The following is a 24,499-nucleotide window of genomic DNA, read 5'->3' on the forward strand; positions in this document are numbered from 1 at the left end:
ACCTCTTTCTATACCTTGAATTTACACTTTAAGTGCAACACATAAAAATGAGTCATAATCGATATCCAACTAGTATAAGTTTGTCGAGAACACTCCTAGAAGGAAAATAATTATGAGCCAGTATCGTCATCTTACTATACTCGAACGAGAAAGAATCTTTCTGCTTCACGAAGAAGGATTTTCTATTAGTATAATTGGCAACGACATTCAGCATAGCCCGTTTACTATTTTACATGAACTGAGAAGAAACAAGAAAAAAACTATTCACCTTCCAAAGCGGAAAAAAATTATGCTTATCGAAGAAAAAAATGCGGACGTTATCACATTCTAAATGATCCGTGAGTTTGGTCAATTGTTCGTCATTTATTTGTCGATTTTCAGTGGTCGCCAGAGGAAATCTCGAATCGTTTGAAGCATGAACATATGGACTTTTCAATTAGTTTTATCACGATCTAACGTGCAATTTGCAATGATCTTTTCGATACAGAACCCCTCTCACACGGCAATAAAGGCCTGATCCGTTCATTGCACCATCGAGGAAAAACAAGACATACAAAAAATCATGTCGAGTCTCGTGGAAAGATTTGCCTTACTCATTCGATCCATGGCCGTCCAAAATCCGCAGATGATAGAAGTGATTTTGGTCATTGGAAAGCCGATATTGTAGCTGGCAAAACTGGTGGTACTTGTTTAGTGACTTTGACAGACAGAAAATCATGCTTCCTTTTAGCAGGAAAGAAGGTCCCCAGAAAGAAAGCCGCTTATGTGAGCGAGAAAATGATTGAACTTTTAAGCAGTATTCCAAATGAGGCGGTCAAAACGATCACTCCAGATAGAGGAAAAGAATTCTCCAATCATTTCGCAGTTACAGAAGCATTGAATAATATGCCCTTTTATTTTCCAGATCCTCATGCCCTTGGCAACAATGAACAAATTAAAATACGAATAGACTCATTCGAGAATACTTGCCAAAATCGAAAGAGATAGCTACGGTAGATAACTCAACGATAAATCAGATGATTGAAAAACTGAATAACAGACCTAGAAAGTGTTTAGATTGGAGAACACCTTATGAAGTCTTCTTTGATAAAGTGTTGCGCTTGATTTGACAATTCAAGACATAATAAAAAGCAGATCAAATCCAAATAAGGGAAAAATGATCTACTCTGGTATTATCAATTAATTGGCCAAGCTATTATGCCGTTTTGCTAAACGTCTACTTCTTCCAGTATTGACCTTGATAAAACAACAATCAGGATCCCGTTTTAATACTCTATGAACTGTGTCAATACTAACATGTAAAGTTGCAGCAATATCAGCTAATGTACTCCCATTTAATCTCATTTGCTTTGCAAATCGATAACGCCGATAAGCATCAATATTCTTGGAATCCATAGACAATAATACTTTTCTTACCATGTATTTCCTCCAAAAATTGAATTTTAATGAGCCATCATTTCTTGAGCAATTTCATGTTTAGACAATGAAGCTGGATAGAAAGTAGGCCAATTATGCAATTCATTATAGAGTTTTTCTTGACTTTCTCCACCAAAGAAAATATGGAAATGCTCTGCCTTACTTGGTGCAATTCCATGATCACTAAATTGAATATATTTAAAACGACCAGCACCTGCATCATCAGTTTCAAAATTAAAACGAACACCACGGTTTCCTTTTTCATAATTCAAAATTTTGTATCCAACATATTTGTATGTGTATTGATGATGTTCACCGTTGACTACAAAATCAATGGTGTTGTCTTTAATGTTGATAGTATCAATATCTGTCTTATAGCCAGTAGTATAATAATCTTTGTACTCGGCAGCTGTCATGTCTTTATTGATTTTTGCTTTGTAATCGAAAACTTCATCCAAAATTCCATCTTTTAACAACGGATAAACAGATTGCCATTCGCCTGTATAATCACTCAATTCGCGATCCTTCACATCGGCATCTTTAAAGTACCCATTAGCAACTGTCTTTTCATCCTTCGCTTCTTTTTCTGGAACTACCTCTTCACCAGCAACCATAGTTGTTTTTTCTAACGCTTTTAGATTGTCTTCCATTACTGAAACATAATCTTCACCATTATCCATTTGTTCTTTTGTAAGACTTTCAAGAGGATTCAGTACTTCCAATTTTATCCCAGCTTCGTTGGCCAAAGTTTTTGCAATTTTATCATTAGCATTCTTTTCAAAGTAAATATAATTGATCTTATTTTTTTTAACATACTCTTTTAATTCAGCTAATCGACCAGAAGATGGCTCTTCTTCAGGACTTAGTCCAGCAATAGGAACTTGTTTCAATCCATAATCCAAAGCTAAATATCCAAAGGCTGCGTGTTGCGTCACAAAACTTTTTTGTTTCGCTTCTTTAAGACTAGTGGTATAGTCAGCATCCAACCGTTTCAGTTTAGTCAAATACTTTTCAGCATTTGTCTCAAATACTTTTGCTTTTTTCGGATACAATTTAACTAACTGATCCTTGATATTTGAAACTTCCTTAATTGCCATTTTGGGTGAAACCCACGTATGAGGATCTAGTTCATGATGGTGATCTTCTTCTCCGTGATCATGATCTTCTTCTTCACTACCTGGCAATAAAATCATGTCTTTTGTTCCTTCTACTACATTAGGCCCAGCTTTCTTCCAACTTTCTTTAGCTTTTGGTACCCATGATTCCATGTTTTCGTTATGATATACAAAAACATCAGCATCATGAGCTTTTGCCATATCCTTAGCTGAGGGCTCATAGTCATGAGGTTCTGATCCCGCTGGAACCATTAAATCCACGTTCGCTTCATCGCCGACGATGTTTTTGGTGAAATCATACATTGGATAGAATGTTGTTACAATTTCTAATTTTCCATCTTTATCATTCGATACTTTTGCATCATTAGTGCTGGAGCAAGCTCCCAATAATCCTAGAGCTGCTATCCCAACAAGTCCTACACTGATTTTCTTCATTCTTTTTCCTTCCTTAATTATGCTAATTTCTTCATTTTATTTCGTTTATGTTCTTTGATAATTTTTAATGCCCTTTTTCTAGTTTTAATATTCGGGCTTTTAAGTCGTCGATATGCACTAGATATATCCGTTTTCTCCATTAGAAATTACCCCCAATCACTACTTATCATTATTTGCTTTCCGCCAGTAATTTATCAAAACTCTGTTTGATCCTTTCTTCATCCAACATTTTTCCGATTAGAATAATAGTGGTTTGGTCTTTTTGTCGAGTGGTGTATTGAAAATTAACCTGTTCGTTTACCTCTTGCATGGCAACTATAAAATCCTGCTCTTGTAAAGCAATCAATCCTTTAAAACGATACAGGCTCCCTTGGTTGGTTAAAATCAGCCAGTCAATCCATTGGAGTAAAAAATCTTTTTTTATGTCTTGATCTGAAGTTAAGAGAATTGATTTAAACTCATGTACTTGATGGTGTTGATGATAGTATTTGCCATTATAGTGATTTTCTGATGAATCACTTTCAAAAACTAAGGGATGATTAAATTTTTTCAAATTATAAAAATCCTTTTTTTGAATCGTTTCACTATGTGTGAACATTCGAATATCGGATAAAGGGTTAATACTTTTGATTTCTCTCTGTAATTTTTTTAGTGCAGATAAATTCAAGTTTTGTTTTCTAGACACAAAAATGCGATCTGCCATGACAAGTTGCTTAAGGGCTTGTGGTTCTCTTTCAATAAGTTCAAAACTGTCACTATCAATAACAGTCAATAAACTATCGATATATACTCTTCCTCTTAGTTGAGGCGCTGTTAAAAGTGTTTGAATGATTGGTTGGGGATCTGCTATACCTGTAGTTTCAATGATGATTTGTGAAATTGGTTGTTGATGTTCTTCTATTGTTTCCAGTAAAGAAATCAATATTGCTAATAAATCACTGCGAAGACTGCAACACATACATCCATTATTTAGTTGTAACACCCGTTCCTCGCTATGAACTAATAATTTGTGATCAATCCCAACTTCACCAAACTCATTTTCAATTATAATAATTTCTTCCCTGGGGTAGGGTGAGACTTGCAAGGCTTGATTGATTAGCGTTGTTTTTCCAGCCCCTAAAAACCCAGAAACGATTGTAACTGGTATGCCCATTTTGTCACCTTTTTACCACTTAGCTATTTCACTTCTTTAAAAATTGCCCGTCTGCGCAATTTTGGCGAATACTTTTTTAATTCTAACCGTTCAGGGTTATTCCGTTTATTTTTGCTGGTGAGATACAGACGTTCTCCAGTTTCGACACATTCCAAAATAATATTTTGACGCATAAATCTTCCTCCTTCAATACTTATCGATCTTCAAGATATGCTTGAATTTGTTGTGCATCTTCAAAAGTTAACTCGCCAGATTCCAATTGTGAAACTAAATTTTCTTTCATATCAACAGGTATCTCCCAATAACCATCGATACATTGAAATAACTCCTCGTCATACTCTTCAAAAATTGGATAGATTCTTAAAAAATCATCAAATGATAAGCCTTGGTCCTCATAGTAATCTTTGACTAATCCATTTTCAATTGCCTGTTGGGTCGGTAAACCCGTTTCAGTAATAATTCCTCTCTCTACCATCGAACGATAAAAAGTGCATTTATCTAGCGATTGCTGGGTCGTTTCAAGATAATACTTTAATCCTTCTTCAACTAAAGGTGGGTAAATAATTTCCATTTTGATTCCCTCCTAAAAGTTATATATTAAACTATTTTGAAGCTCCTTTAATTACTTTCTTTCCATTATAGTACCCTTTTAAAGATACATGATGGCTACGTCTATAATCACCATTCGCTTCGTCAAATGAAATTTCTGGTTTTACTACAGTTTGATGAGTTCTTCTTAACCGTTTCTTCGCCTTAGATGTTTTTCTTGCTGGTACTGCCATGATATTTCCTCCTTTTACCAACTTGCTTTTTTTACTCCAGGAATCAACCCTTGATGGGCAAGTTCTCTAAACTTAATACGGGACATACCGAACTTTCGCATATACCCTCTTGGACGACCATCCGTCTGATCACGAAGCCTCAGACGATTCGGATTTGAATCTCTTGGCAATTTAGCGAGAGCGGTGCGATCTCCTGCGGCTTTTAATTCCTGACGTTTATCTGCATACTTTTCAATCATCGCCATTTGTTTCTTTGCTTTAGCAATTTTCGACTTTTTTGCCATATACCTTTATACTCCTTTTATTTTGATTTAGACACCTCAAATCGTAATCGTTACGTTTTGACACTGATACTTTACCAACAAGAGTTGCTCTTGTCAACAATAAATAACATGAAATAAAACTCATATGAATAGATAACTATTTGAAAACGAATTTATCGGTACATAGAGATAATCAAATCATTTAAAAGAATATGCAGTTTAGGCTCTGAAAAATAAGAATTCACTTTTATTAGTCCAATCAAACACAAATACCGTTTTAAGTAGCTTTTCCTCTACTTAAAACGGCAATATGAAAGAAACTATAACTTTTTATTCAATCTTTTATGTTTAACTGGTTTATCGCCAATTTTTTAAAACTTTGATTATTCCTTATATTATAAGAATAGACATTAAGTGAACTAATTCAATCATACTGATTCTTTCGTGTATTCAAAATTAGATGCTGTTTAATAAAATTATTCTTTTTGAAAAAGAATTATAACTATATCCCAAAAATTGTAGGTTAATTTAAAGCCTATTTCATCATCGTGATTGAGCTTCTTTTTCATAGACGAATTTCTCAGATAGTTTAGTTTTCTTTATGAGATTTTTGTATATTTCTGACCTTCGATACAACTCATTATGAGTACCTTGATCAACTAGTTTTCCTTGATCCATCACTACAATTTTATTTACCTTTTCAATAGACTTCAAGCGATGCGATATAATTAGTACTGTCTTATCTTGTATTAAACGATTTAAACTTTCCTGAATACGTTTTTCATTTTCCGCATCTAAACTGGCAGTAATTTCATCTAAAATTAAAATTGGCGCATTTTTCAAAAAAGCCCGTGCTATGGATAGGCGTTGTCGCTCTCCTCCAGAAAGTGAACTTCCGTTTTCTCCGACCAATGTATGATAACCGTCAGGTAGTTTTTCAATAAAGTCTTCGCAGTTAGCTAAACGAGCTGCTTTTTTCACTTCCTCATCTGACGCTTGACTATTTCCAATACGTATATTTTCCAAAATACTTGTATTAAACAAAGTTACCTCTTGAAAAACAATAGCGATTTTGCTAAACAAAGAAGCTGGAGATACACGTTTAATATCATACCCATCAATTAAAATACAGCCTTCATCATAATCATACAGTCTAGACACTAATTTCAAGATACTAGTTTTCCCGGAACCACTAGCACCTACTAACGCAGTCACTTCTCCTTGTTTAGCCGTAAAAGAGATATGATCTAAAATTGGGGTATTGTTATCATATGAGAAAGAGACATCTCGCAACTCAATGTCAAAAGATTTCAGAGGACTATCTGATCCCTCTTGGATACTGGTTTCCTTCATAGCTCTAATTCGCTGTATTTTAGGAGCTAAATAAAATATTTCAAGCACTGCTTCTTTCATAGAATCGAAGGAATCCTTTATTTTTATTGCGGCTAGTAAGTAACCAACGACGTAGAGTATAGTCACTTCACCCGTTAACAGTAAGTGAACACCTACTAGAATGACTACTGCTAAACTAACATATGAGAAAATAGAGGATAAGGCCATGACTGAAAAAGTACTTAATTCTACCTTTAAATGAATCCTTTCACTCTCTTCCATTTTTTTGAAAAGTCTGTCTTGAACTTTTTTAGATAGATTAAAGCTATTAATCTCTTGCTGCAATTCTATAGTTTCTTGAAATTCTTCCGAGTTTTCTCTCAAAGTATCGTAATATTTAGTATTGGCTTTCGTTTGGGATTTCTTTGATAACAAGATTAAGACAAAACTAAATAACGTTGGCAAAATAACAGCTAATCCCATTTTGACATTACCAACCAAAAGCATCACTGAAATAAAAGGGAAAAACAGAGCCATACCGCCGGCTTTAGGTATTGCATGACTCATCGCATGCTCAATACCTTCAACGTCAGACATGATAGTTTGAGATAAATCTGATAAATTATGTTTTGAAAAATAGGATAATGGTAAATTTGACAAATCGTCTGCAATTTGCACTCTTAAATGCGCACTTTCTTTATAAGTACTATTATATAAGTTTTCATACTCCCTATCTAACAACCAATACATGAAAAGCAAAGTAACAAACGATACGGCAAAATAAAGCCAACGGGGCTTTGTATTTTCTAAAACTAATTCGTCTATCAGCATCATTATAATGAATGCTGGTACCATATTAATGCAGTATACAAAAAAACTAGAAATAGAAGCTTTAGTTAAAGCTTCTGCGCCCTGATCACTTAAAGCAAATTTGTTTTTATAAAAACTTTTCATTGTCAAGCCTCCAATCATTTGCATTCTCATAATTAGTGACCAATTGTTTATACACTTGATGTTTAGCCATTAATTCATTATGATTTCCACGTTCTACTATTTTCCCTTCTGACAAGACAAGAATTTCATCTACAGATTTAATGCTGGATAATCGATGAGCTATCATAATAACTGTTTTTTCTTTTATCAGATGTTGAAAAGCCTTTTGTAGTTCATACTCATTATCTGGATCAATAGATGCACTGGCTTCATCCATAATAACAATCTTTGCATCTTTTAAAATTGCTCTGGCAATAGCTATACGTTGTTTTTCTCCTCCTGACAGATAAACTCCTTTACTACCAATTAAGGTATGCTCTCTTTCGGGAAATTTTTCTAAAATCGATTCGCAACCGGCTAATCTTAGCGCGTCAAATACTTTACTTGCTGGCGCTTGAGGATTTGCTATAGAAACGTTATCGTAAATACTCTGATTGAATAGTTTCGTATCTTGAAAGACAAAAGCAATTGTGTTAATAATTGTGTCTTTTGAATAGTGATTTAAAGGCTTACCACCAATTTTAATCTGTCCCTTATCCACATTGTAGAAACCTGAAATTAGTTTAGCTATCGTACTCTTTCCGCTTCCTGATTTTCCTACTAATGCATAAATTCTTTTTTGTTCTAAAACTAAGTTGAAATTTTCTAAAACACACTCTTCTTTGTATGAAAAGCTGACATTTTCAAATGCAATGTCACAATTTTTAATCTGTGTCTCGTTCCCATATTTTAGTTGGTCTTGCTTCATTTCTAAATAAAGGGAGTCTAGTGTTTCGACTGCATATCTTGCTTCAAACAAGTGCATACTTACATACATTATTCTCATGAAAGAAACAAAAATAATTCCACTTAAAAAAAACAACATCAACAAGTCAACAGCTAATATCTTGGGAGTGGTAAGAGAAGTTATAAAAAAGGTTATAGGAACTATCAAAATGCAAACTATGCCAAAAAATAGCCATTGAAAAAGAACAAAAGGTGTTTTCCCACTCAAAGAATACTTATATGCAAACTTAGCATAATCGTTAATTGCTTTATTCAAGGCTTTAAATGATGTTACTTTAGCACCAAATATCTTTATAACTTGAATTCCGCGGATATATTCTACCGTTTCAGAGCTTAACACATCTAACGATTCTTGATATTTTTGAATAAAATTTGTATTCTCTGTCATTTTCTTTAACAAGAATACACCAATTACTAACATGGCGATTAGAACCAATCCAATTTTAAAGTTAATGAAAAAGCCTAAGGCAACTGATAAAACAGGTGTTACTATGGCTTGAGCACTATCTGGAATCAAGTGAGCAATTGCCATATGTGTTTTAGCCGCGTTGTCATCAATTGTCTTTCGAATATATCCCGAAGAATTTAAATCAAAAAAACGAAAACTTGCTTCTGTTAAACCGCTAATTCCCTTTTTTCTCAAATTAGTCTCTAAGCGAAACCCAAGGATATGAGAAAATAAGCCAGAAAAAATATAAAATAAAGCTCCTAAAGTTAACCAAGCAACAGTTTGAACCGCATAACTCTTAGCTAAATATTCATCTCCTACAATAATTAGAGACTGAAGAAATTTGTAAATACTGTAATATCCATAGACTGTTAATACGACAGAAAAATCAGAAAATAAAGTGGCTAACCATCCGTAGTATTTCATTTTAGGGACATAACTAAATAATTTTTTGTATACTTTCATTTTTTCCTCCCCCGCATTCAATTTCTTCTCTTATTCGTTTACAACTGTTAATGCTTTCCGTAATAGCGTAAATTAGAGATGTACAAACAGATAAAAGGTAAACTACGTTCTATTTTTTGTATTTTTTTAAGACTTTTCTTCCAATCAATACACCAATCATAGATAAACTTGCTACAACTAACACTGAAATGATTCCCCATATACCTACCGCATAGTGGATCATTGCATCCATTGTTGCAGCAGATTGTCCTTTATCTATCCAATCTTGACGAAAACGATCTGTAAAGAACCATATAGGAATCCACTGTCCGGCAGCACTGCCTAATTGCATTAGAGCCCAAGACGCAACTTGAGGAATTGCTCGATCATATCCAAATACAGATAGAATAATATCAGCTAAGATCGCCATACTAATCGAACTGATAAACCAAGGTAAGTACGCCCCGCCCATTAACGTAAAAAATAACAATAAAACAATTGTGTAAATAGTAAAAATTCCTTTTCTAGGGTAGTTATAGCTAATATAAACAAATATGATTCCAGATAATAATCCAAAAATCCCGGGGGATATGCTGTGACCAAACGCCCCACCAATACTACTAACCATTATTGAAAAAAAGTAAATTACTAGGGAAATAACTGTAGCTAAACCAATAAAAATATAATCTTTTGTTTTCATATATATTCTCCTCAATTCTATTTCGTTATGTCATTAAAAATCTGTTCTATCAAAGTTGAATCTTCTACTCTAAGTTTTATATCTTTTTTTATTCCACCATTTTTTAAATAAATAATTCTATTGCATGTTTTATAAAGAAATTCCGGATCATGAGTAGCTATAACTACTGCACCCTTTTCTTTTAAGTCTTTAATAAGGTCAGCAATCCTTTCCATATTAATATAATCCAACCCACTTGTAGGTTCATCAAATAGAAATAAATTAGTTTTTGACAATGAAGCTATAGAAACCAATAATCTTTGTTTTTCTCCACCGGATAAATCAAACGGTAATTGATCTTTCATTTTATAAAGTTCCATTTTTTTTAAAATTTTTTCTTGCTGATCTTTACTAACTATTTCATTCCCCAGGGCTAACTCGCTCCTCACTGATTCTGTGAAAAATTGGTAATCCATTTCTTGCATTACTAAAAACGGCGATGACAAATTTTTTTTATTTTCGATTATCTTTCCTTTGGTAGGGCGAATAATCTTCATGAGTATTCTTAGTAAGGTTGTTTTCCCCACACCGTTTTTCCCTACCAAACCAATAACATCTCCAACTTTGACATCAAAATTTATGTCTTTTAGAATATTTTCATAAGTAATTTCTTCAACTTTTAATACATCTGCACTTACCTTTTCGATATAGGGAACTTCAATCGAACTATTAAAAATGTCAAATTTCCTTAATGCGTTATTGTTTTCAGTTTTTAACAACTGAATAGTTGTAGTTTTTACAGTTCTATTTTTAACAAATAGAACTTGATCAATTAATTCTTTCAAATAGTAAAAACGATGTTCAGCTATAACAATAGTAAATCCTTTATTTTTTAAATCACAAAGTAAGTCAGCAAGTTTCTTAGTCGCTTTGAAGTCCAAATTTGAAGACGGTTCATCCAATATAATTAATTTAGAGTTTAGCGATAAACTACATCCAATAGAAATTTTCTGCCGTTCACCACTTGATAGCGAAAAAATGTTTTTATCTAATATATTTGAAAGATCTAATAATTCAGCTAATTCATTGATTCTTTTATCCATATGCTCTTTTGTAAATCCAAAGTTTTCCATCGAAAATACTAACTCACTCGTTGTATTTGTTGTAAAGAATTGTCCTCTAGGATCTTGACTTACGTAGCCAATATTTTTTGATATACTTTCTTGTGTTAAGGATTGTAGCGAGTTATTTTCAAATAAAATTTCCCCAACCAATTTTCCGTCATAAAGTCTTGGAATAAGTCCATTCATTAACTTTAATAGTGTGGATTTCCCACTCCCAGAAGAACCAGTAATCAATGTAAGACTGCCTTTTTTTATTGAAAAATTAAGGTCAACAAGCGCTTGTTCCTTAACATCCTTATATGAAAAAGAAACATTGTTAAATTCAAACAATTCTTTCACCTCAAATCAAAATACTTAAGAAAAAAATAGTAACGGAAAACAGGATGATATAGTCTAATAAGCTCATGTTTGTTTTATAGTAAGAACTTCTTTTCACAGGAGATTCTATCCCCTTTGTTATTGCATTAGCGGTCATTTCTTCAGCAATCATAGTTGCACGTATAAGAACGGGAACTAACAGAAATTCCAAATATTGCAGAGGCTGAAAAAAAGACAAGCGAATGTTTCTCATTTTTAAAGATTCTTTAATCATTCTTATTTCAGAACGATAAGTCGGAAAGAATCTGATCACTACTGTAATACTTAACATTATTTTTTTCGGTAAATGTATTTTTTCTAAAGAGGATAATAATTCATTGCTAGTATAGACACTAACCAACAACCATGAGATCATTACGACCGGCAACATTCGAAATACAATATATAAGGATGTCGCAAAAAATATAGTAAAAAACTCTATCTTGATAGCATCAATAATTTTCATTACTAAAAACAGAACTGAATAAATCAAGATGAAATAAATACATGTCTTTATTTTACGAAACATCAATACTAAAACTGTAGCAATAATGAAACACCCCACTTGAAATATATTTCCCTTTCCTAAAAAAATAATGACCGGAAAAAAAATATTTAAAGTAATCAAGGTTAACGGATTGATTTTTGACACTCTTTCACCTCCAAAAAATAAGATCGCACTGTTATCTTAAGCTGATAAAAATGCACCGTTATTCAGATAACAGTGCGATCTTATCAAAAAGCATAACTGAGAACAATTCTCAATGCAAGCTTTTTTTAATTAACTCAGTAATTCAATCCACCCAGGAACAGAAAATTGATACAATCTTCTGGTTAATAGCATAGTCTTTTCTTTTGAATAGCTATGCTTCAATATATCATAGAATGTAGCGTAGAATGAGTAAATGTAGAAGTGGATTTCTTCTTCATTAAAGACTAAATTTTGATTGATCATTCCGATAGTCTTTAACTTATCTAGACAACAGACTGTCTTTTTCGTCACAAATGATGTAATTTTTTCAACAATATCTTGATATTTGGTTCCAGCTGATTGGAATAAAATCAAATCGAATATACGTTTATTCTCAAAAATATAATTAATAAATGGATCTAATTCATTGAAGTTCTCTCTCCAACTTTTCTCTATATCTATATTTTCTAAGTTTAAGAGGTATTTGGTAAACTCTTCATTATACATATTAATAAGCGCATTAATATGCGGCTGAATAATTTCTTCAAATAACGCTTCCTTAGAAGTAAAATGTTTATAAAAAGCACCCGTAGTTACGCCTGCGGTCAGGCACAGTTGCCTTATCTTAGTTTGCTGAAATCCTTCTTTTTCAAAATGGCTTAGTCCACTTTCTATTAACTTTTGGTGAGTTATAATATAATCTCTGGTTTCTATGGGTACTTCCTCCTAATAAGATGAATTAACTTTATTATCTTACACAGGACTTGAAGTTTCAATCGTTAACGTTTATTACTGAACTCATTCCTTAGAGCTAAACTAATGAGAAAGAGCAGAATAACTGATACAAAAAGCAATCCTACAAGAATTAATAGACTCATCTAAATCATTCACCTTTTCTAAAATAATCCGAGAAAGATTTAAAAAAATTATATCCAGCTATTAGGATAAGTCCTATCATAATCACTCCAATAGCCATTTTCTTATCCTCCCTAAAAATAAAGTCTTTTACTTAAAACCTTTTTTGTAATCGTCAATAAATTTTTTCCCTTTATCAGTTAATTGAAATCCTATATCTAAATAGTCCTCATATCTAAGTTTAGCCAGCATCTCACTTACAGATGCTGGACTAACACTTAGAACTTTTGCTAAATCATTATTTTTTAATTTCTTTTTTCTTTTTGATAATTCCTGAATTGCTAGTAAATAAATTAGTATAGTAGTCGTTTTAATTTGTACCATACCTACCCTCCAAATTATTTCGAAAGGCCTTCAGCAATTTTATCCAGGTTCCATTTCATCATCGCATAGTAACTATCACCATCTTGTCCTTTTTCTGCAATTGAATCAGTAAAAATCGTTGAATAGATAGGAATATTGGTATCTTTTGATACTGTTTTCATTGGTCTATCATCCACACTGCTTTCTACGAATAAGGAGGGAACTTTTGTTGTGCGTAATTTTTCAACTAAGTGTTTTATTTGATCTGGTGTTCCTTCTTCTTCAGTGTTGATTTCCCAAATGTAAGCAGAAGGCACATTATACGCTTTCGAGAAATATTTAAAGCATCCTTCACTTGTAACAATCATTTTTTTATCATTCGGAATTGAAGCAAATTTAGATTTAGCTTCTTTGTCTAGAGAATCCAATTTTTCAATATACTTATCTAGATTTTCTTTATAGAATTTTTTATTATCAGGATCTTTTTCCGCTAACTGTTTTTCAATATTTTTAGCGTAAATAATACCGTTTTCTAAATTTAACCAAGCATGAGGATCTTCCTTCCCTTTCTCACTCTGACCCTCTAAGTAAATAACATCTATGCCATCACTTGCTGCAAAATAGTCTTTGTTTTCCTCTTTGTTCGCATTTTTAACTAATTTTGTAAACCAAGCATTTCCTCCAGTTTCCAAGTTAACACCGTTATAAAAAATCAAATCTGCTTTTGAAGTTTTTTGAACATCTTCAGGCAAAGGTTCATATTCGTGGGGATCTTTCCCAATAGGTACGATACTGTGTAAATCAATTTTATCTTTTGCTATATTTTCGGTAATATCTGCTAAAATCGAATTAGTAACTACTACTTTTAATTTTTCGTTCGAAGCCACTTTATCTTTGTCTTTACTATTTATTGAACATGCCCCGAATATAAAAAGAGCAATCAAAATCCCCAGACTTCCCAGTACTGCTTTCCATTTTCTCATCATAACGATCTCTCCTTCTTTCTTAAAAATTTTTGTTTTGGTGAGATTAGAAAACTAATTACAAATAAGAATGCCGCTGTTAAAACAATACTTGATCCTGCTGCTATGTTAAAACTATAACCAATAAACAATCCAAGCAATGATGAACTTGCTCCGACTGTTGCAGAAATAAATATCATAGTTTTCAAGCTATTTGCATATAAATATGCTGTAGCTGCTGGTGTAATTAACATTGCAACAATTAATATAGTTCCCACACTTTGCATAGCTGTTACTGCTACTAAAGTTAATAGAACCATCAATAGATAATGATAAAAACTGACATTCATCCCTATTGCTTTTGCCATTAATGGATCAAAAGAAGTGATTAATAATTCTTTAAAAAATAGAACTACTATAACCAACACTAAAACCGAAACGCCAATTGTAATCCACTTATCAATATCTTGTACAGCTAAAATATTTCCAAATAAAATATGAAATAAATCCGTTGAGCTATTTGCAACTCCTATAAGGATAACTCCTAGTGCTAAAAAAGAACTGAAAGTAATACCAATTGCTGTATCTCCTTTTATTACACTATTGCTTTTTATAAAAGTAATAATGATAGAAGCTAATAGACCAAATACAATCGCACCAATAAAAAAATTAATACCTAAAATATAAGAAATTGCTACTCCTGGCAAAACAGCATGAGAAATAGCATCACCCATAAGAGACATTCCTCTTAAAATAATAAAACAACCTACTGTTCCAGAAACAATCCCTATAACTACAGATGTAATTAGAGCATTCTGTAAAAAGTGAAAGTCATACAGACCATTAATAAAATTTTGAAGCATATTATTCCCCCTCTCCAATAAATATAGTATCTCCATAGGCTTTTTTTAAATTTTCTTCATTAAATACAGATTCTACACTTCCGTGAGCAATTAGATTTCGATTCAAAAGAATAATATTATCAAAATACTTCTTTACCTTGCTTAAATCATGATGCACAATTAGCACTGTTTTTCCCTGATGTTTCAATTTTTTTAACGTATCCATAATTATTCGTTCACTAACTAAGTCTATCCCTACAAATGGTTCATCTAAAAATATGAAATCCGCATTTTGAGCAAGACATCTTGCTAAAAGTACACGTTGAAATTGTCCTCCAGATAATTCTCCTATTTGATGATTAGAATATTTTCCCATATCGACCTTTTCCAAAGCCTTTGAAACTCTTTGCCATTCTGCATTTTTAATTCTTTGAAAAACTTTCATTCCGGCATATGTTCCCATAGATACACATTCTTTTACTTTTATTGGAAAAGTAAAATCAATATCAGCTTTTTGCTCTACATATGCAATCTTCACCAGTTTTTTATTGATATCTTCATTATTAATGGAGACCTCTCCCTGATGAGGGATAATATTTAACATTGCTTTAAGCAATGTGGATTTTCCAGCACCATTTGGACCAATAATACCTGTTAAAGCACCTTCTTGTATTTTTAAAGAAATCTCGTTCAATGCTAAAAAATCGTTATAACAAACATTAAGCTTTTTCACTTCTAACATAACTTTCTCCTTCTAAATGATAATGATTATCACGATCATATGGTATACAAAAATTATATTTTAGTCAACCCTAAATTTTATAGTTTAGATTTTTTTCTGTTGCTGAAGATTAGAATGACAAAACTATTTGAAACTACGCGTATAGTAAGTAGCTTTCAAAATATATAAAAAAGGAGCGTTCTCAAATGAGAACATGCTCCTAAAACTACTTTATTGGCGTATGGAAAAATTATACTTGAAGTGGATAGCGGGTTGAATAAGTTGATAAGCATCAAAACATTTATAAAAATTATTCAAGACTATGTCTGTTCCATATACAAATATGAAAATCAGTAAACTCCATTTGATTACGTCCATATAATTGTGTAAAAGTGAAGCATCAAAAAAGCCATTGATCTCAGTTAGGAGTACAATGTTTTTTGCAGAAAACATACTCGAATAGGACTGATATCAATGACTCAAGTACATTTTACTTTTGAAAGCGAAGAAATTCAAGCAATTATAAACGAAAGCGGTGCGAATGATACCGCAAAAACACTTATGACTATCATGTTTAATCAGCTGATGGAAGAACAACGAAATCAATATATTCAGGCAAATGCCTATGAACGTTCAGAAGAACGGCAATCACAAAGAAATGGTTACTACGATCGTTCGTTTACAACTCGAATTGGTACGTTAGAACTTCATGTTCCACGAACCAGAGACGGTAAGTTTAGTCCTACTATCTTTGAAAGATATCAGCGAAGCGAAAAAGCTTTGATCGCTGCCATGATTGAAATGGTCATTTCTGGTGTCTCCACTCGCAAAGTAACTAAAACAGTTGAACTGCTAACGGATGGTGCGACTGTTTCTAAATCATTCGTTTCAAATCTGATGAAACAGTTGGATCCATTTGTTTTTGAGTGGAGAAACCGGAGCCTAGAAGGCTCGGAATATCCATTTTTCATGTGTGATGCCCTGTATATGAAAGTAAGGGAAAATCATCGTATTGTCTCAAAAGGTGTATATATTGGTATCGGCATTGATTCTGATGGACGACGTACGATTCTTGGTTTTGATGTTCAAGACGGCGAATCGGAAGATAATTGGGATACCGTTTTTCAATCGTTCGTTCAACGAGGTTTGTTCGGTGTAAAACTGGTCATTTCTGATGCACACAAAGGGTTAGTTAAGGCTGTTCGCAAGAACTTTTTAGGTGCGAGCTGGCAAAGATGCCAAGCCCACTTTTTGAGAAATATTTTTGATAAGCTGCCAAAGAAAGTTTCTTCTGATGTAAAAGACGAGTTGAAGAGTATCTTTAAAGCCTCTGAACTTGAATTGACACGTGAAAGAAAAGAGCACTTCTTGGAAAAATATGGTTGTGATTCAAAATTAAGTGCTGCTTGCGACATTTTAGAAAACGGCTTTGAAGATGCTATTCAAATTTTGTCTTTTCCTGAAAATATCCGCCGAAGGATTCGTACAACCAATGTGTTGGAACGGTTGAACGAAGAGATTCGCCGGAGAGAACGAGTGATTCGGATTTTTCCAAATATCAATTCCATCACTCGGATAATTGGAACACTTTTGATGGAAAAAGACACTGAGTGGCTGGCTTCTCCACGAAAATATTTAGAATTTAATTCGAATAACATTTAGCACCATGAACCTGTGCGAGTCTCTTCTTTCTGAGGAGAGACATCAAGAGTCGCTGCGCTACTGCTCCTGACCTCTCTCCTCAGAAAGAAAGGCATGGCAGTTAGGTTCACAACGCAAAACATTGTGCTTTTGATGAGGTTGAACTTTTACACAAGATTGTGGACTTGACTCTCCATTTAACTTTTTTCGTAGTGTGTCTTTTTATACATGTTTATCGTTATTAATAGTGAATAGGAAAAAAACTATTTTTGATCATTGACAATTAAATACAATTTTTGAATAACGATCCCTGCTATTCGAGCTAGAAACTCAAGTACGCCATGACCTGATTAGCGACAAATACTTAGAGATTTCTTTTTGTTCTGGGAAAACAAAATGCCATGACAATAGCAGCAAATAATGATACTTCCGTAAGGCTCGCCGTAAACTGGGGAGAGGTGAAATTCCTATGTGCTTACCCAAAGCAATTCAAAAATTTCATAACTACTATTTTAGGAGATGATTTTATAGAATCCAGAGTCTACCTGAATAAAAAACAAACCTGTGCATTTCTAGGAATCGATAATAATACTCTAGATAAGTGGATTCGTATATATAATTTCCCAGTAATAAGAGTTGGTGGTGTAGTTCGCTTTGACGTAGAAGATATTAAAGACTTTATGAATACATTTAAAATAACTTGAAATTTTCTTCTCGCCGCATATACTAAAATTAGTGAAATATACTGCCTTACTTTTTTTAAGGAGTGAGGATTTTGCCTACAAAGCTTTCAAATGGGAAATATAAAACTAATCTGAGATATCCAAAAAGGTTTAAAGAAATAACAGGAATTGCATCAGAAAAGTATCAAAAAACATTTCCAAATAGGCAATTGGCGATTAAAGCCGAAAATGATATGAAGAAGAAAATAGAAAAAGTTTTGAGAGAGGAGAATGCAAACTCATTAGAATTAAAAGGAAAAATAACGTTTAAAAAATTTTACGAATCTAAATGGCTTCCTAGATATGAATTAGGTCAAACAATTAGATCAAACAGGCCTCCTAGTGATATAACCATTAGTAATACAAAAGATATATTTCGGTTGCATATTTTACCTATGTTTGGTGAATACGCAATGAATTATCTAAATATCAATACTGAGATAATATCAGATGAATTAACCAAAAAATCGAAAGAATATGCAAATATAAAAATCATAAAAGGATATGTTCGTTCCATGTTCGATATTGCAGAAATACTAAATTATATCGAATTTAATCGAACTACTAAAATTATTCAAAGTATCACTGCACCTAAAAAAAATGCTTTAGAAGAAAAAAGAATACAAGAAGGTAAGCAAGCACTATCATCAAAAGAACTTACTAATTGGATAGAAGCAGTAAATGATGATTTTAATAATCATTTACTTACTTTTCATGATTACACACTTTTTATGATTACCCTGTATCTTGGTGATAGAAAAAGTGAGACTTACGCTTTGCAATGGAAATATATTGATTTTGAAAAACAAACGGTCCGTCTTAAACATACTTTAGATAAATATCAAAGAAAAAAGTTTACAAAAGGTCGAAAAGATACCGTCATTCAAGTACCAGAAGTTGTAATGACATTGCTAAGTGAATGGAAATCGGTACAAGCTGATCAATTGTTGAAATTAAAAATTAAGCAAACGTTAGATCAGTATCTCTTTACTTATACTAAACCATCTGGAGAAGTAAATTGTCCTGTTCATGCCGATTACCTAAACTATCGAATCAATTCAATTAAAAGAAGGCATCCTGACTTAGTTCATTTATCTCCACACAAACTCCGTCATACTTATGCAACTATAGCTAGACAAGGTGGAGCAGATATGAATCAAATTTCAAATGCTTTAACACACTCAGATATTTCTACAACAAAGATATATGTGAACACACCAGATATAGTTGATAAGGCTGTTTTTGAAGCTTTTCAGAGAGGATTGAATAAGTGTGATTGATATGTGTTCTTAAATGTGTTCTTAAAAACAAAAGAAGCACTTTCCAAATAATTGAAAAGTGCCAGAAACGTTGATATATAAAGGATATTAACGTTTTGAGAATTGTGAAGCTTTACGTGCTTTCTTAAGACCTGGTTTTTTACGTTCGACCATACGTGCGTCACGAGTAAGTAAGCCAGCACGTTTAAGAGCTAAACGGAAGTCAGGATCAACTTCTAGCAATGCACGAGCGATACCATGACGGATAGCTCCTGATTGTCCAGCGTATCCTCCGCCGTTTACGTTAACAAATACGTCATATGCGCCTTTTGTTTCAGTAACAGCGAAAGGTTGATTGATTACTTCACGCAAGTCAGCATGTGGAATGTATTCTTCAACATCTTTTTTATTTACAGTAATTTTGCCAGTTCCTGGTACTAGACGTACGCGAGCAACTGCGTTTTTACGACGGCCTGTGCCGATATATTGAACTTGTGCCAATGAAATTCCCTCCTATTAGATTAAGTTTGTGATGTCTAAAACTTCTGGTTGTTGTGCTGCATGTGGATGTTCTGCTCCACCGTATACGTTCAATTTTGTAAATTGTTTGCGGCCTAAAGTGTTTTTAGGAAGCATACCTTTTACAGAAGTTTCGATCAAACGACGAGAATTTTTAGCACGCAATTCGCCAGCAGTGATTGATTTCAATCCTCCTGGGTAGTTGCTGTGACGGTAATAAATTTTGTCAGTCGCTTTTTTACCTGTTAATTTCACTTTGTCTGCATTGATGACGATGACGAAATCGCCAGTATCCAAATGAGGTGTGAAAGTTGGTTTATTTTTACCACGTAGTACAGATGCAACAACTGTTGAAAGACGTCCCAATGGAACATCAGTTGCGTCTACTACATACCATTTACGTTCTACTTCGCCTGGTTTGGCCATATATGTTGTACGCACGTTATTTTCCTCCAATTTAAGTTCTGATGTTTGACATACACTTCGAGTTTCCGGGGCTCTTTGTGGGGCAAACAATACCATTTAACATATTACCCGCTAATCTAGTCAATGTCAACGTTTTTCTGCTTGATTGAAAAATTTATATGAAACTTTACTTCTTTTCTTTCTTTTATATAAAAGGGTCGTTTCCTGTCAAAATGAAAAACAAAAAGAGGCTGTGACAAAAGTCTTGTCACAACCCCTTATTTTGAATAAACGGTGTTCTCCTGCCAACTCCTCGGTCACAAGTCACAATATCCATAAAACATAAGAAGCTGTTTTTTAAAATTGTTTCTTGTGACTCGGAGCTGAACGGCAGGCTTACAACCTCTTGGTAAACGGTGTTCAATCAGCTGACCCTCGGTATTAGCTCAAAAAACGGCAAAATATGAGGAACTATTTTGACGTTTGTTTCTCTAATACTCAGGTCAAAACGCTGATTTCACAACCTCTTTTTCGGTCAAGTTCAACAACAGTTTTTACGCGTCGATCTCTGGCGCTTTGCCCAAATGAGCTTGGATCATCCAGATACGTTTTTCTGTGGCTGTTTTGAATTCGATAAAGATATCTTGTGTTGGATCGTCGCCTTCTTCTCCAGAAACTTCGATTCCTTTTTGGTAAAGATCTGCTAGATAACGATAGCCTGCAACAAGTGTTTCCAAACGTTCTGGAATAGTACGATCCCAGCGGCCAATTTCATCAGGGATTTTTGTGTTATCTGCAAATTCACGCAATGTAGAATAAGGTGAACCGTCTAATGTGATCAAGCGTTCGGATACTTCATCTAACTGAGCGTTCAAATCATCCATGAACTCATCCATCATTGGGTGCAATGTAAGGAAACCTGGTCCTCTCATGTACCAATGTGTTTGGTGAACAACAACAGACATTTGGCTTAGATCTGCAACTAATTGATTTAATACTTCTTTGGTTTGTTGGAATTTCATCTTTCTTGCCTCCTAACATTTTCTTACACTTAAAATAATAGTAGACTTTCAATGAAAAGTACAACAAAATCATTTACCTGAGAACGATTTTCAGTTCGCTTTTTTATCCGTAAAGCCAATCATTTTTCAGAATCAGCTAATTCTTCTCGCAGTTGAGCAAATTGCTGATAAGTCTGTGCTAAATGCTTTTGTGTCGAAACAAATAATGGATAGATTTTCTGATATTTTTTATGATCAGTTTCTTGTACTCCAACTTGCTCTTTCAATTCTATCAATTCCTGTGCTTCACTGATACTTTGGATCTTTCCGATGCTTCTCCAGCCTAAAATCACAGCTCCTAATGCGGATGCTTCTGTGACAGTAGGGAAAACAAGCGGGTAACCCAGTACATCAGCCATCATCTGACGAAAAATCGGAGATTGAGCAAACCCGCCTGTAGCACGGATCTCTGTGAGCTGATTTTCCTGGCAAACTCCTTTTAAAATCCGATAAAGGTTGAGACAGATCCCTTCTAGAATCGCCTTCATCATTTCTTTTTCTGTATGTTGCCGCTGTAAACCGATAAAACTGCCAAACGCATCTGCGTCCCAAAGCGGTGCTCGCTCACCAAGTAAATAGGGATGAAAAATCAGACCATTGGCACCCGCTGGCACAAAAGCGATAGCCGAAAGCAGTGCATCATATGGATTTTCTCCTTTTTCTTTAGCAGATTGAACGACTTCCTGTAAAAATGTATGCCCTGCCCAATCAAAGATGCCAGCACCATTGCTAGTCGCTCCTCCCACTACCCAATGTTTCTGATCCAGAACATAACAAAACGTCTCCATTTCTGGATGGAACTGAGGCTGAGTAGTAATAAAACGAAGTGCTCCGCTCGTTCCTACGGTCAAAGCGGCGATCGTATCACCAAAAGCACCTAACCCTAGATTAGAAAGCGGCCCGTCTGCCCCTCCCAAAACAAATGATATATCATTTGGCAAACCTAGTTCTGCTGCTGTTTTTGATGGTAGACCTGTTACTTGATAGGTGGAAGGAAAGACTTGCGGCAATTGCTCTATTCGAATGTTCAAGTAGTCAAGCACTTCTTCTGCCCATTGGAATTCATGGATATCAAAATATCCAGTTCCTGAAGCTGTTCCGTAGTCGCTGATCAGTTCGCCAAACAATCTATAAAAGATATAGTCTTTGATACCGACAAAATAAGCAGTTTTTTTGAATAATTCAGGTTGGCTGTTTTGCAGCCACTTGATTTTGTTCAATGGTGTCATTGGATGAATCGGCGTCCCAGTCTGCCGATAAAATTCTTTGCCAAGCACGGTATATTTCAGTTTTTCTGCTTCGTCCGCTGCTCGGTTATCTGCCCAAGTGATCATTCGAGATAACGGTGTTTTCTCTTCATCCAACAATATCAGGCCATGCATCGCAGAGGAGAAGGAGACAAATTGAATGATTGTGTCTGAAGGCAACTGTTTAATTACTTCTTTTATAACGGTGCAGACACCTTGAAAGATCAATTCCTGATCTTGTTCTGCCATCCCTTGTGTTTCTTGGATCAAAGGGTAGCGAAAATAAGCGGATGCTGCTTCTTGGGCTTCATCTGTGAAAGCAACTGCTTTGGTTTGTGTGGTTCCGATATCTAATCCGATTGAAACGTTCATTTTTTCACCTCAAATTTTATGTATGTACAAAAATTTAGTTTAAGCTTGCGTATCTTGGTTTTGAAAAGGGGGAGATGGCGTGTTACTTTATTTTATCATTGGTTGCTGTATCGGATCATTTTTATGTTTAACCGCCCAGCGGATTCCGTTAGGTCACTCTATTATTTATCCTAGATCTCATTGTGTCAAATGCTGTCGTTCGCTTTCTTGGTATGAATTGATTCCGATTCTCTCGATCATCGTCCAACGATTTCGCTGCCGCTATTGCAGGTGTCGGTTGCCCTTCTACTATTTGTTGGCAGAAGCCTTATGTGGTGGTCTTTTTGCCTGGTTCTTTACTTTTTCTTCCGCAAGAAATTTTTCGACGTTCATATGGATGCTTTCGGCTTTGCTATTTTCGTTGATGGATTTATTTTACTTCATGGTCCATTCTCACACGCTATTCTGTTCTTGGGCAATTTTATGGATTTTTTGGTTGCAGGCCGGCGTCTTCCAATGGCAAAGTGTGCTGTTAACGTTTATCGTAGGCGGTGTGTGCCTTCGCTATGGTCAATCCTATCTCGGAGCTGGCGATACTCTGTTGATGCTTTCTTGGAGTGGTGGCTTGTCTCTAGAAGAGTTGCTTCAGATCTTGTTTCTTGCTAGTCTGTTTGGAATATCCGTTTTTTCTGTTTACTTTATCTGTCATAAAAAAAAGTTGGAAAAGCTGCCTTTCATTCCTTTTTTGAGCAGTGCGTTGCTGATTGTCCTTCATCTTAGGTATTGAAAAAAGGTTGTGACAAACGACTTGTCACAACCTCTGATATATAGTGTTCTCTTACCAAATCCTTGTGACTTGGAGCTAGGCGACAGGTTCACAACCTCTCCACTAAATGGTGTTCAATCAGCTGACCCTCAGTATTAGCTCAAAATGCTGGTTTTACAACCTCTGATATACGGTGTTCCATAAGTAGCTTTTTCGGCTTCTTATTTCTTGACGCCCCAATGTCGACGAAGGAAACCTGCACGTCCAGAACCTTCTCGATAAAGATTGTAATGGAGCTTGTTTTTCTTGTAATAATCCTGATGGTAATCTTCTGCAGGATAAAATTCGCTTCTTGGTTCGATTTTTGTCACGATTGGCTTATCGAATCGCCCGCTGTCTTGCAATGCTTGTTTTGAACGCTCTGCAATATTTCGTTCTTCTTCATCATTATAGTAGATCACTGGACGATAAGAATCACCGCGATCAGCGAACTGTCCTAATGCGTCAGTCGGATCGGTTTGCTGCCAATAGATTTCCACCAACTGATCATAAGAAATAACTTCTGGATCATATTCGATCTCTACTGCTTCTGTATGCCCTGTTGTGCCTGTTGTTACTTGTTCATAAGTTGGATTTGGTACATGCCCGCCAGTATAACCGGATGTCACAGAAATGATCCCTGGCTGCTCTTCAAATGGTTTGACCATACACCAAAAGCATCCGCCTGCGAAAACTGCTTTTTTTGTCATATAAAATCCCCCTTTTTT

The 24,499-nt window shown here is 34.5% G+C and carries 29 protein-coding genes; 6 read left to right on the forward strand and 23 right to left on the reverse strand.

Annotated features, from left to right (window positions below; translation table 11 throughout):
• The first annotated feature begins 112 nt into the window (after positions 1-112).
• Positions 113-331 carry a helix-turn-helix domain-containing protein gene (locus ACIFUW_RS13385; RefSeq protein ID WP_002317220.1) on the forward strand — a complete coding sequence of 73 codons (219 nt, stop codon included), beginning with the start codon at positions 113-115 and terminating at the stop codon, positions 329-331.
• Positions 332-525: 194 nt separating this feature from the next.
• Positions 526-987 (forward strand): IS30 family transposase, encoded by a 462-nt coding sequence (locus tag ACIFUW_RS13390; protein ID WP_002297325.1) that lies wholly within the window; start codon positions 526-528, stop codon positions 985-987.
• A 192-nt stretch (positions 988-1,179) separates the two neighbouring features.
• Here the strand turns inward: ACIFUW_RS13390 and ACIFUW_RS13395 are convergent, their stop codons facing one another.
• The 18 genes from ACIFUW_RS13395 to ACIFUW_RS13480 all read right to left on the reverse strand — a co-directional run bounded on the left by ACIFUW_RS13395 (position 1,180) and on the right by ACIFUW_RS13480 (position 15,782).
• Complete coding sequence (locus tag ACIFUW_RS13395; protein ID WP_002304820.1) at positions 1,180-1,419, reverse strand: helix-turn-helix domain-containing protein; 240 nt, start codon at positions 1,417-1,419, stop codon at positions 1,180-1,182.
• Positions 1,420-1,442: 23 nt separating this feature from the next.
• Positions 1,443-2,966, reverse strand: a complete 1,524-nt coding sequence (locus ACIFUW_RS13400; RefSeq protein ID WP_182482937.1) for a zinc ABC transporter substrate-binding protein AdcA — start codon at positions 2,964-2,966, stop codon at positions 1,443-1,445.
• Positions 2,967-2,983: 17 nt separating this feature from the next.
• Positions 2,984-3,106 (reverse strand): putative metal homeostasis protein, encoded by a 123-nt coding sequence (locus ACIFUW_RS13405; RefSeq protein WP_002322279.1) that lies wholly within the window; start codon positions 3,104-3,106, stop codon positions 2,984-2,986.
• A gap of 29 nt (positions 3,107-3,135) precedes the next feature.
• Positions 3,136-4,119: a CobW family GTP-binding protein gene (locus tag ACIFUW_RS13410; protein ID WP_002304819.1), complete on the reverse strand. Its 984-nt coding sequence runs from the start codon at positions 4,117-4,119 to the stop codon at positions 3,136-3,138.
• A gap of 23 nt (positions 4,120-4,142) precedes the next feature.
• On the reverse strand, positions 4,143-4,292 hold the full coding sequence (gene rpmG, locus ACIFUW_RS13415) for a 50S ribosomal protein L33 (protein WP_002297320.1): 150 nt from the start codon (positions 4,290-4,292) through the stop codon (positions 4,143-4,145).
• A gap of 20 nt (positions 4,293-4,312) precedes the next feature.
• Positions 4,313-4,690 (reverse strand): hypothetical protein, encoded by a 378-nt coding sequence (locus tag ACIFUW_RS13420; RefSeq protein WP_002297319.1) that lies wholly within the window; start codon positions 4,688-4,690, stop codon positions 4,313-4,315.
• 31 nt (positions 4,691-4,721) lie between these two features.
• A complete protein-coding gene (rpmF, locus tag ACIFUW_RS13425) occupies positions 4,722-4,901 on the reverse strand; it encodes a 50S ribosomal protein L32 (RefSeq protein WP_002297318.1) in 180 nt (59 codons plus the stop codon).
• A gap of 14 nt (positions 4,902-4,915) precedes the next feature.
• Positions 4,916-5,185 (reverse strand): 30S ribosomal protein S14, encoded by a 270-nt coding sequence (rpsN, locus tag ACIFUW_RS13430; RefSeq protein WP_002297316.1) that lies wholly within the window; start codon positions 5,183-5,185, stop codon positions 4,916-4,918.
• Positions 5,186-5,707: 522 nt separating this feature from the next.
• A complete protein-coding gene (locus ACIFUW_RS13435; RefSeq protein ID WP_010729277.1) occupies positions 5,708-7,450 on the reverse strand; it encodes an ABC transporter ATP-binding protein in 1,743 nt (580 codons plus the stop codon).
• Positions 7,434-9,188: an ABC transporter ATP-binding protein gene (locus ACIFUW_RS13440; protein WP_010729813.1), complete on the reverse strand. Its 1,755-nt coding sequence runs from the start codon at positions 9,186-9,188 to the stop codon at positions 7,434-7,436. Before ACIFUW_RS13440 ends, ACIFUW_RS13435 begins: the two co-directional genes overlap by 17 nt.
• Positions 9,189-9,297: 109 nt before the next feature.
• Positions 9,298-9,867: an MptD family putative ECF transporter S component gene (locus ACIFUW_RS13445; RefSeq protein WP_002302405.1), complete on the reverse strand. Its 570-nt coding sequence runs from the start codon at positions 9,865-9,867 to the stop codon at positions 9,298-9,300.
• Between the two features lie 17 nt (positions 9,868-9,884).
• Complete coding sequence (locus ACIFUW_RS13450; protein ID WP_002303655.1) at positions 9,885-11,300, reverse strand: ABC transporter ATP-binding protein; 1,416 nt, start codon at positions 11,298-11,300, stop codon at positions 9,885-9,887.
• Between the two features lie 10 nt (positions 11,301-11,310).
• A complete protein-coding gene (locus ACIFUW_RS13455) occupies positions 11,311-11,979 on the reverse strand; it encodes an energy-coupling factor transporter transmembrane component T family protein (RefSeq protein ID WP_010729275.1) in 669 nt (222 codons plus the stop codon).
• Positions 11,980-12,108: 129 nt separating this feature from the next.
• Positions 12,109-12,693 carry a TetR/AcrR family transcriptional regulator gene (locus tag ACIFUW_RS13460; protein WP_074394433.1) on the reverse strand — a complete coding sequence of 195 codons (585 nt, stop codon included), beginning with the start codon at positions 12,691-12,693 and terminating at the stop codon, positions 12,109-12,111.
• Between the two features lie 330 nt (positions 12,694-13,023).
• The gene (locus ACIFUW_RS13465; protein WP_002297302.1) at positions 13,024-13,257 is read right to left on the reverse strand and encodes a metal-dependent transcriptional regulator; all 234 of its coding nucleotides are present in this window, start codon (positions 13,255-13,257) and stop codon (positions 13,024-13,026) included.
• A gap of 14 nt (positions 13,258-13,271) precedes the next feature.
• Positions 13,272-14,222, reverse strand: coding sequence for a metal ABC transporter substrate-binding protein (locus tag ACIFUW_RS13470; RefSeq protein ID WP_010729812.1), 951 nt, complete (start codon positions 14,220-14,222; stop codon positions 13,272-13,274).
• Positions 14,219-15,061 (reverse strand): metal ABC transporter permease, encoded by an 843-nt coding sequence (locus tag ACIFUW_RS13475; protein ID WP_010729271.1) that lies wholly within the window; start codon positions 15,059-15,061, stop codon positions 14,219-14,221. The genes ACIFUW_RS13470 and ACIFUW_RS13475 overlap by 4 nt, the downstream gene beginning before the upstream one ends.
• A 1-nt stretch (position 15,062) precedes the next feature.
• Positions 15,063-15,782, reverse strand: a complete 720-nt coding sequence (locus ACIFUW_RS13480) for a metal ABC transporter ATP-binding protein (RefSeq protein ID WP_010729270.1) — start codon at positions 15,780-15,782, stop codon at positions 15,063-15,065.
• Between the two features lie 453 nt (positions 15,783-16,235).
• On the opposite strand from ACIFUW_RS13480, the gene ACIFUW_RS13485 reads away from it, so the two are divergent.
• From ACIFUW_RS13485 to ACIFUW_RS13495, 3 genes are all read left to right on the forward strand, one after another.
• Positions 16,236-17,423, forward strand: a complete 1,188-nt coding sequence (locus tag ACIFUW_RS13485; protein WP_002296840.1) for an IS256-like element IS16 family transposase — start codon at positions 16,236-16,238, stop codon at positions 17,421-17,423.
• A gap of 380 nt (positions 17,424-17,803) precedes the next feature.
• A complete protein-coding gene (locus ACIFUW_RS13490; protein ID WP_010729269.1) occupies positions 17,804-18,106 on the forward strand; it encodes a helix-turn-helix domain-containing protein in 303 nt (100 codons plus the stop codon).
• Between the two features lie 71 nt (positions 18,107-18,177).
• Positions 18,178-19,404 (forward strand): tyrosine-type recombinase/integrase, encoded by a 1,227-nt coding sequence (locus ACIFUW_RS13495; RefSeq protein ID WP_010729268.1) that lies wholly within the window; start codon positions 18,178-18,180, stop codon positions 19,402-19,404.
• An 87-nt stretch (positions 19,405-19,491) separates the two neighbouring features.
• Here the strand turns inward: ACIFUW_RS13495 and rpsI are convergent, their stop codons facing one another.
• The 4 genes from rpsI to ACIFUW_RS13515 form a co-directional block, all read right to left on the reverse strand.
• Positions 19,492-19,884: a 30S ribosomal protein S9 gene (gene rpsI, locus ACIFUW_RS13500; RefSeq protein ID WP_002287505.1), complete on the reverse strand. Its 393-nt coding sequence runs from the start codon at positions 19,882-19,884 to the stop codon at positions 19,492-19,494.
• A 15-nt stretch (positions 19,885-19,899) separates the two neighbouring features.
• On the reverse strand, positions 19,900-20,328 hold the full coding sequence (gene rplM / locus ACIFUW_RS13505; RefSeq protein WP_002323724.1) for a 50S ribosomal protein L13: 429 nt from the start codon (positions 20,326-20,328) through the stop codon (positions 19,900-19,902).
• Between the two features lie 533 nt (positions 20,329-20,861).
• Positions 20,862-21,329, reverse strand: a complete 468-nt coding sequence (locus ACIFUW_RS13510; RefSeq protein WP_002297290.1) for a Dps family protein — start codon at positions 21,327-21,329, stop codon at positions 20,862-20,864.
• Between the two features lie 119 nt (positions 21,330-21,448).
• Entirely contained in the window at positions 21,449-22,987 is a 1,539-nt protein-coding gene (locus ACIFUW_RS13515; protein WP_002288118.1) for a gluconokinase, read from the reverse strand.
• Positions 22,988-23,066: 79 nt separating this feature from the next.
• Between ACIFUW_RS13515 and ACIFUW_RS13520 the strand changes: the two genes are divergently transcribed.
• Complete coding sequence (locus ACIFUW_RS13520; RefSeq protein WP_002288144.1) at positions 23,067-23,753, forward strand: prepilin peptidase; 687 nt, start codon at positions 23,067-23,069, stop codon at positions 23,751-23,753.
• A 200-nt stretch (positions 23,754-23,953) separates the two neighbouring features.
• Here ACIFUW_RS13520 and msrA read toward each other — a convergent pair whose 3' ends face one another.
• A complete protein-coding gene (gene msrA, locus ACIFUW_RS13525) occupies positions 23,954-24,481 on the reverse strand; it encodes a peptide-methionine (S)-S-oxide reductase MsrA (RefSeq protein WP_002288119.1) in 528 nt (175 codons plus the stop codon).
• Between the last annotated feature and the right edge of the window lie 18 nt (positions 24,482-24,499).

The sequence above is a fragment of the Enterococcus sp. PLH-Efm8 genome (assembly GCF_053011625.1).

Bases quoted from the DNA above. Each gene is read 5' to 3' on its own strand.
- ACIFUW_RS13385 (WP_002317220.1), top strand. From the start codon at position 113: ATGAGCCAGTATCGTCATCTTACTATACTCGAACGAGAAAGAATCTTT.
- ACIFUW_RS13395 (WP_002304820.1), bottom strand. From the start codon at position 1,419: ATGGTAAGAAAAGTATTATTGTCTATGGATTCCAAGAATATTGATGCT.
- ACIFUW_RS13400 (WP_182482937.1), bottom strand. From the start codon at position 2,966: ATGAAGAAAATCAGTGTAGGACTTGTTGGGATAGCAGCTCTAGGATTA.
- ACIFUW_RS13405 (WP_002322279.1), bottom strand. From the start codon at position 3,106: ATGGAGAAAACGGATATATCTAGTGCATATCGACGACTTAAAAGCCCG.
- ACIFUW_RS13410 (WP_002304819.1), bottom strand. From the start codon at position 4,119: ATGGGCATACCAGTTACAATCGTTTCTGGGTTTTTAGGGGCTGGAAAA.
- rpmG (WP_002297320.1), bottom strand. From the start codon at position 4,292: ATGCGTCAAAATATTATTTTGGAATGTGTCGAAACTGGAGAACGTCTG.
- ACIFUW_RS13420 (WP_002297319.1), bottom strand. From the start codon at position 4,690: ATGGAAATTATTTACCCACCTTTAGTTGAAGAAGGATTAAAGTATTAT.
- rpmF (WP_002297318.1), bottom strand. From the start codon at position 4,901: ATGGCAGTACCAGCAAGAAAAACATCTAAGGCGAAGAAACGGTTAAGA.
- rpsN (WP_002297316.1), bottom strand. From the start codon at position 5,185: ATGGCAAAAAAGTCGAAAATTGCTAAAGCAAAGAAACAAATGGCGATG.
- ACIFUW_RS13435 (WP_010729277.1), bottom strand. From the start codon at position 7,450: ATGAAAAGTTTTTATAAAAACAAATTTGCTTTAAGTGATCAGGGCGCA.
- ACIFUW_RS13440 (WP_010729813.1), bottom strand. From the start codon at position 9,188: ATGAAAGTATACAAAAAATTATTTAGTTATGTCCCTAAAATGAAATAC.
- ACIFUW_RS13445 (WP_002302405.1), bottom strand. From the start codon at position 9,867: ATGAAAACAAAAGATTATATTTTTATTGGTTTAGCTACAGTTATTTCC.
- ACIFUW_RS13465 (WP_002297302.1), bottom strand. From the start codon at position 13,257: ATGGTACAAATTAAAACGACTACTATACTAATTTATTTACTAGCAATT.
- ACIFUW_RS13470 (WP_010729812.1), bottom strand. From the start codon at position 14,222: ATGATGAGAAAATGGAAAGCAGTACTGGGAAGTCTGGGGATTTTGATT.
- ACIFUW_RS13475 (WP_010729271.1), bottom strand. From the start codon at position 15,061: ATGCTTCAAAATTTTATTAATGGTCTGTATGACTTTCACTTTTTACAG.
- ACIFUW_RS13480 (WP_010729270.1), bottom strand. From the start codon at position 15,782: ATGTTAGAAGTGAAAAAGCTTAATGTTTGTTATAACGATTTTTTAGCA.
- ACIFUW_RS13485 (WP_002296840.1), top strand. From the start codon at position 16,236: ATGACTCAAGTACATTTTACTTTTGAAAGCGAAGAAATTCAAGCAATT.
- ACIFUW_RS13490 (WP_010729269.1), top strand. From the start codon at position 17,804: ATGACAATAGCAGCAAATAATGATACTTCCGTAAGGCTCGCCGTAAAC.
- rplM (WP_002323724.1), bottom strand. From the start codon at position 20,328: ATGGCCAAACCAGGCGAAGTAGAACGTAAATGGTATGTAGTAGACGCA.
- ACIFUW_RS13510 (WP_002297290.1), bottom strand. From the start codon at position 21,329: ATGAAATTCCAACAAACCAAAGAAGTATTAAATCAATTAGTTGCAGAT.
- ACIFUW_RS13515 (WP_002288118.1), bottom strand. From the start codon at position 22,987: ATGAACGTTTCAATCGGATTAGATATCGGAACCACACAAACCAAAGCA.
- msrA (WP_002288119.1), bottom strand. From the start codon at position 24,481: ATGACAAAAAAAGCAGTTTTCGCAGGCGGATGCTTTTGGTGTATGGTC.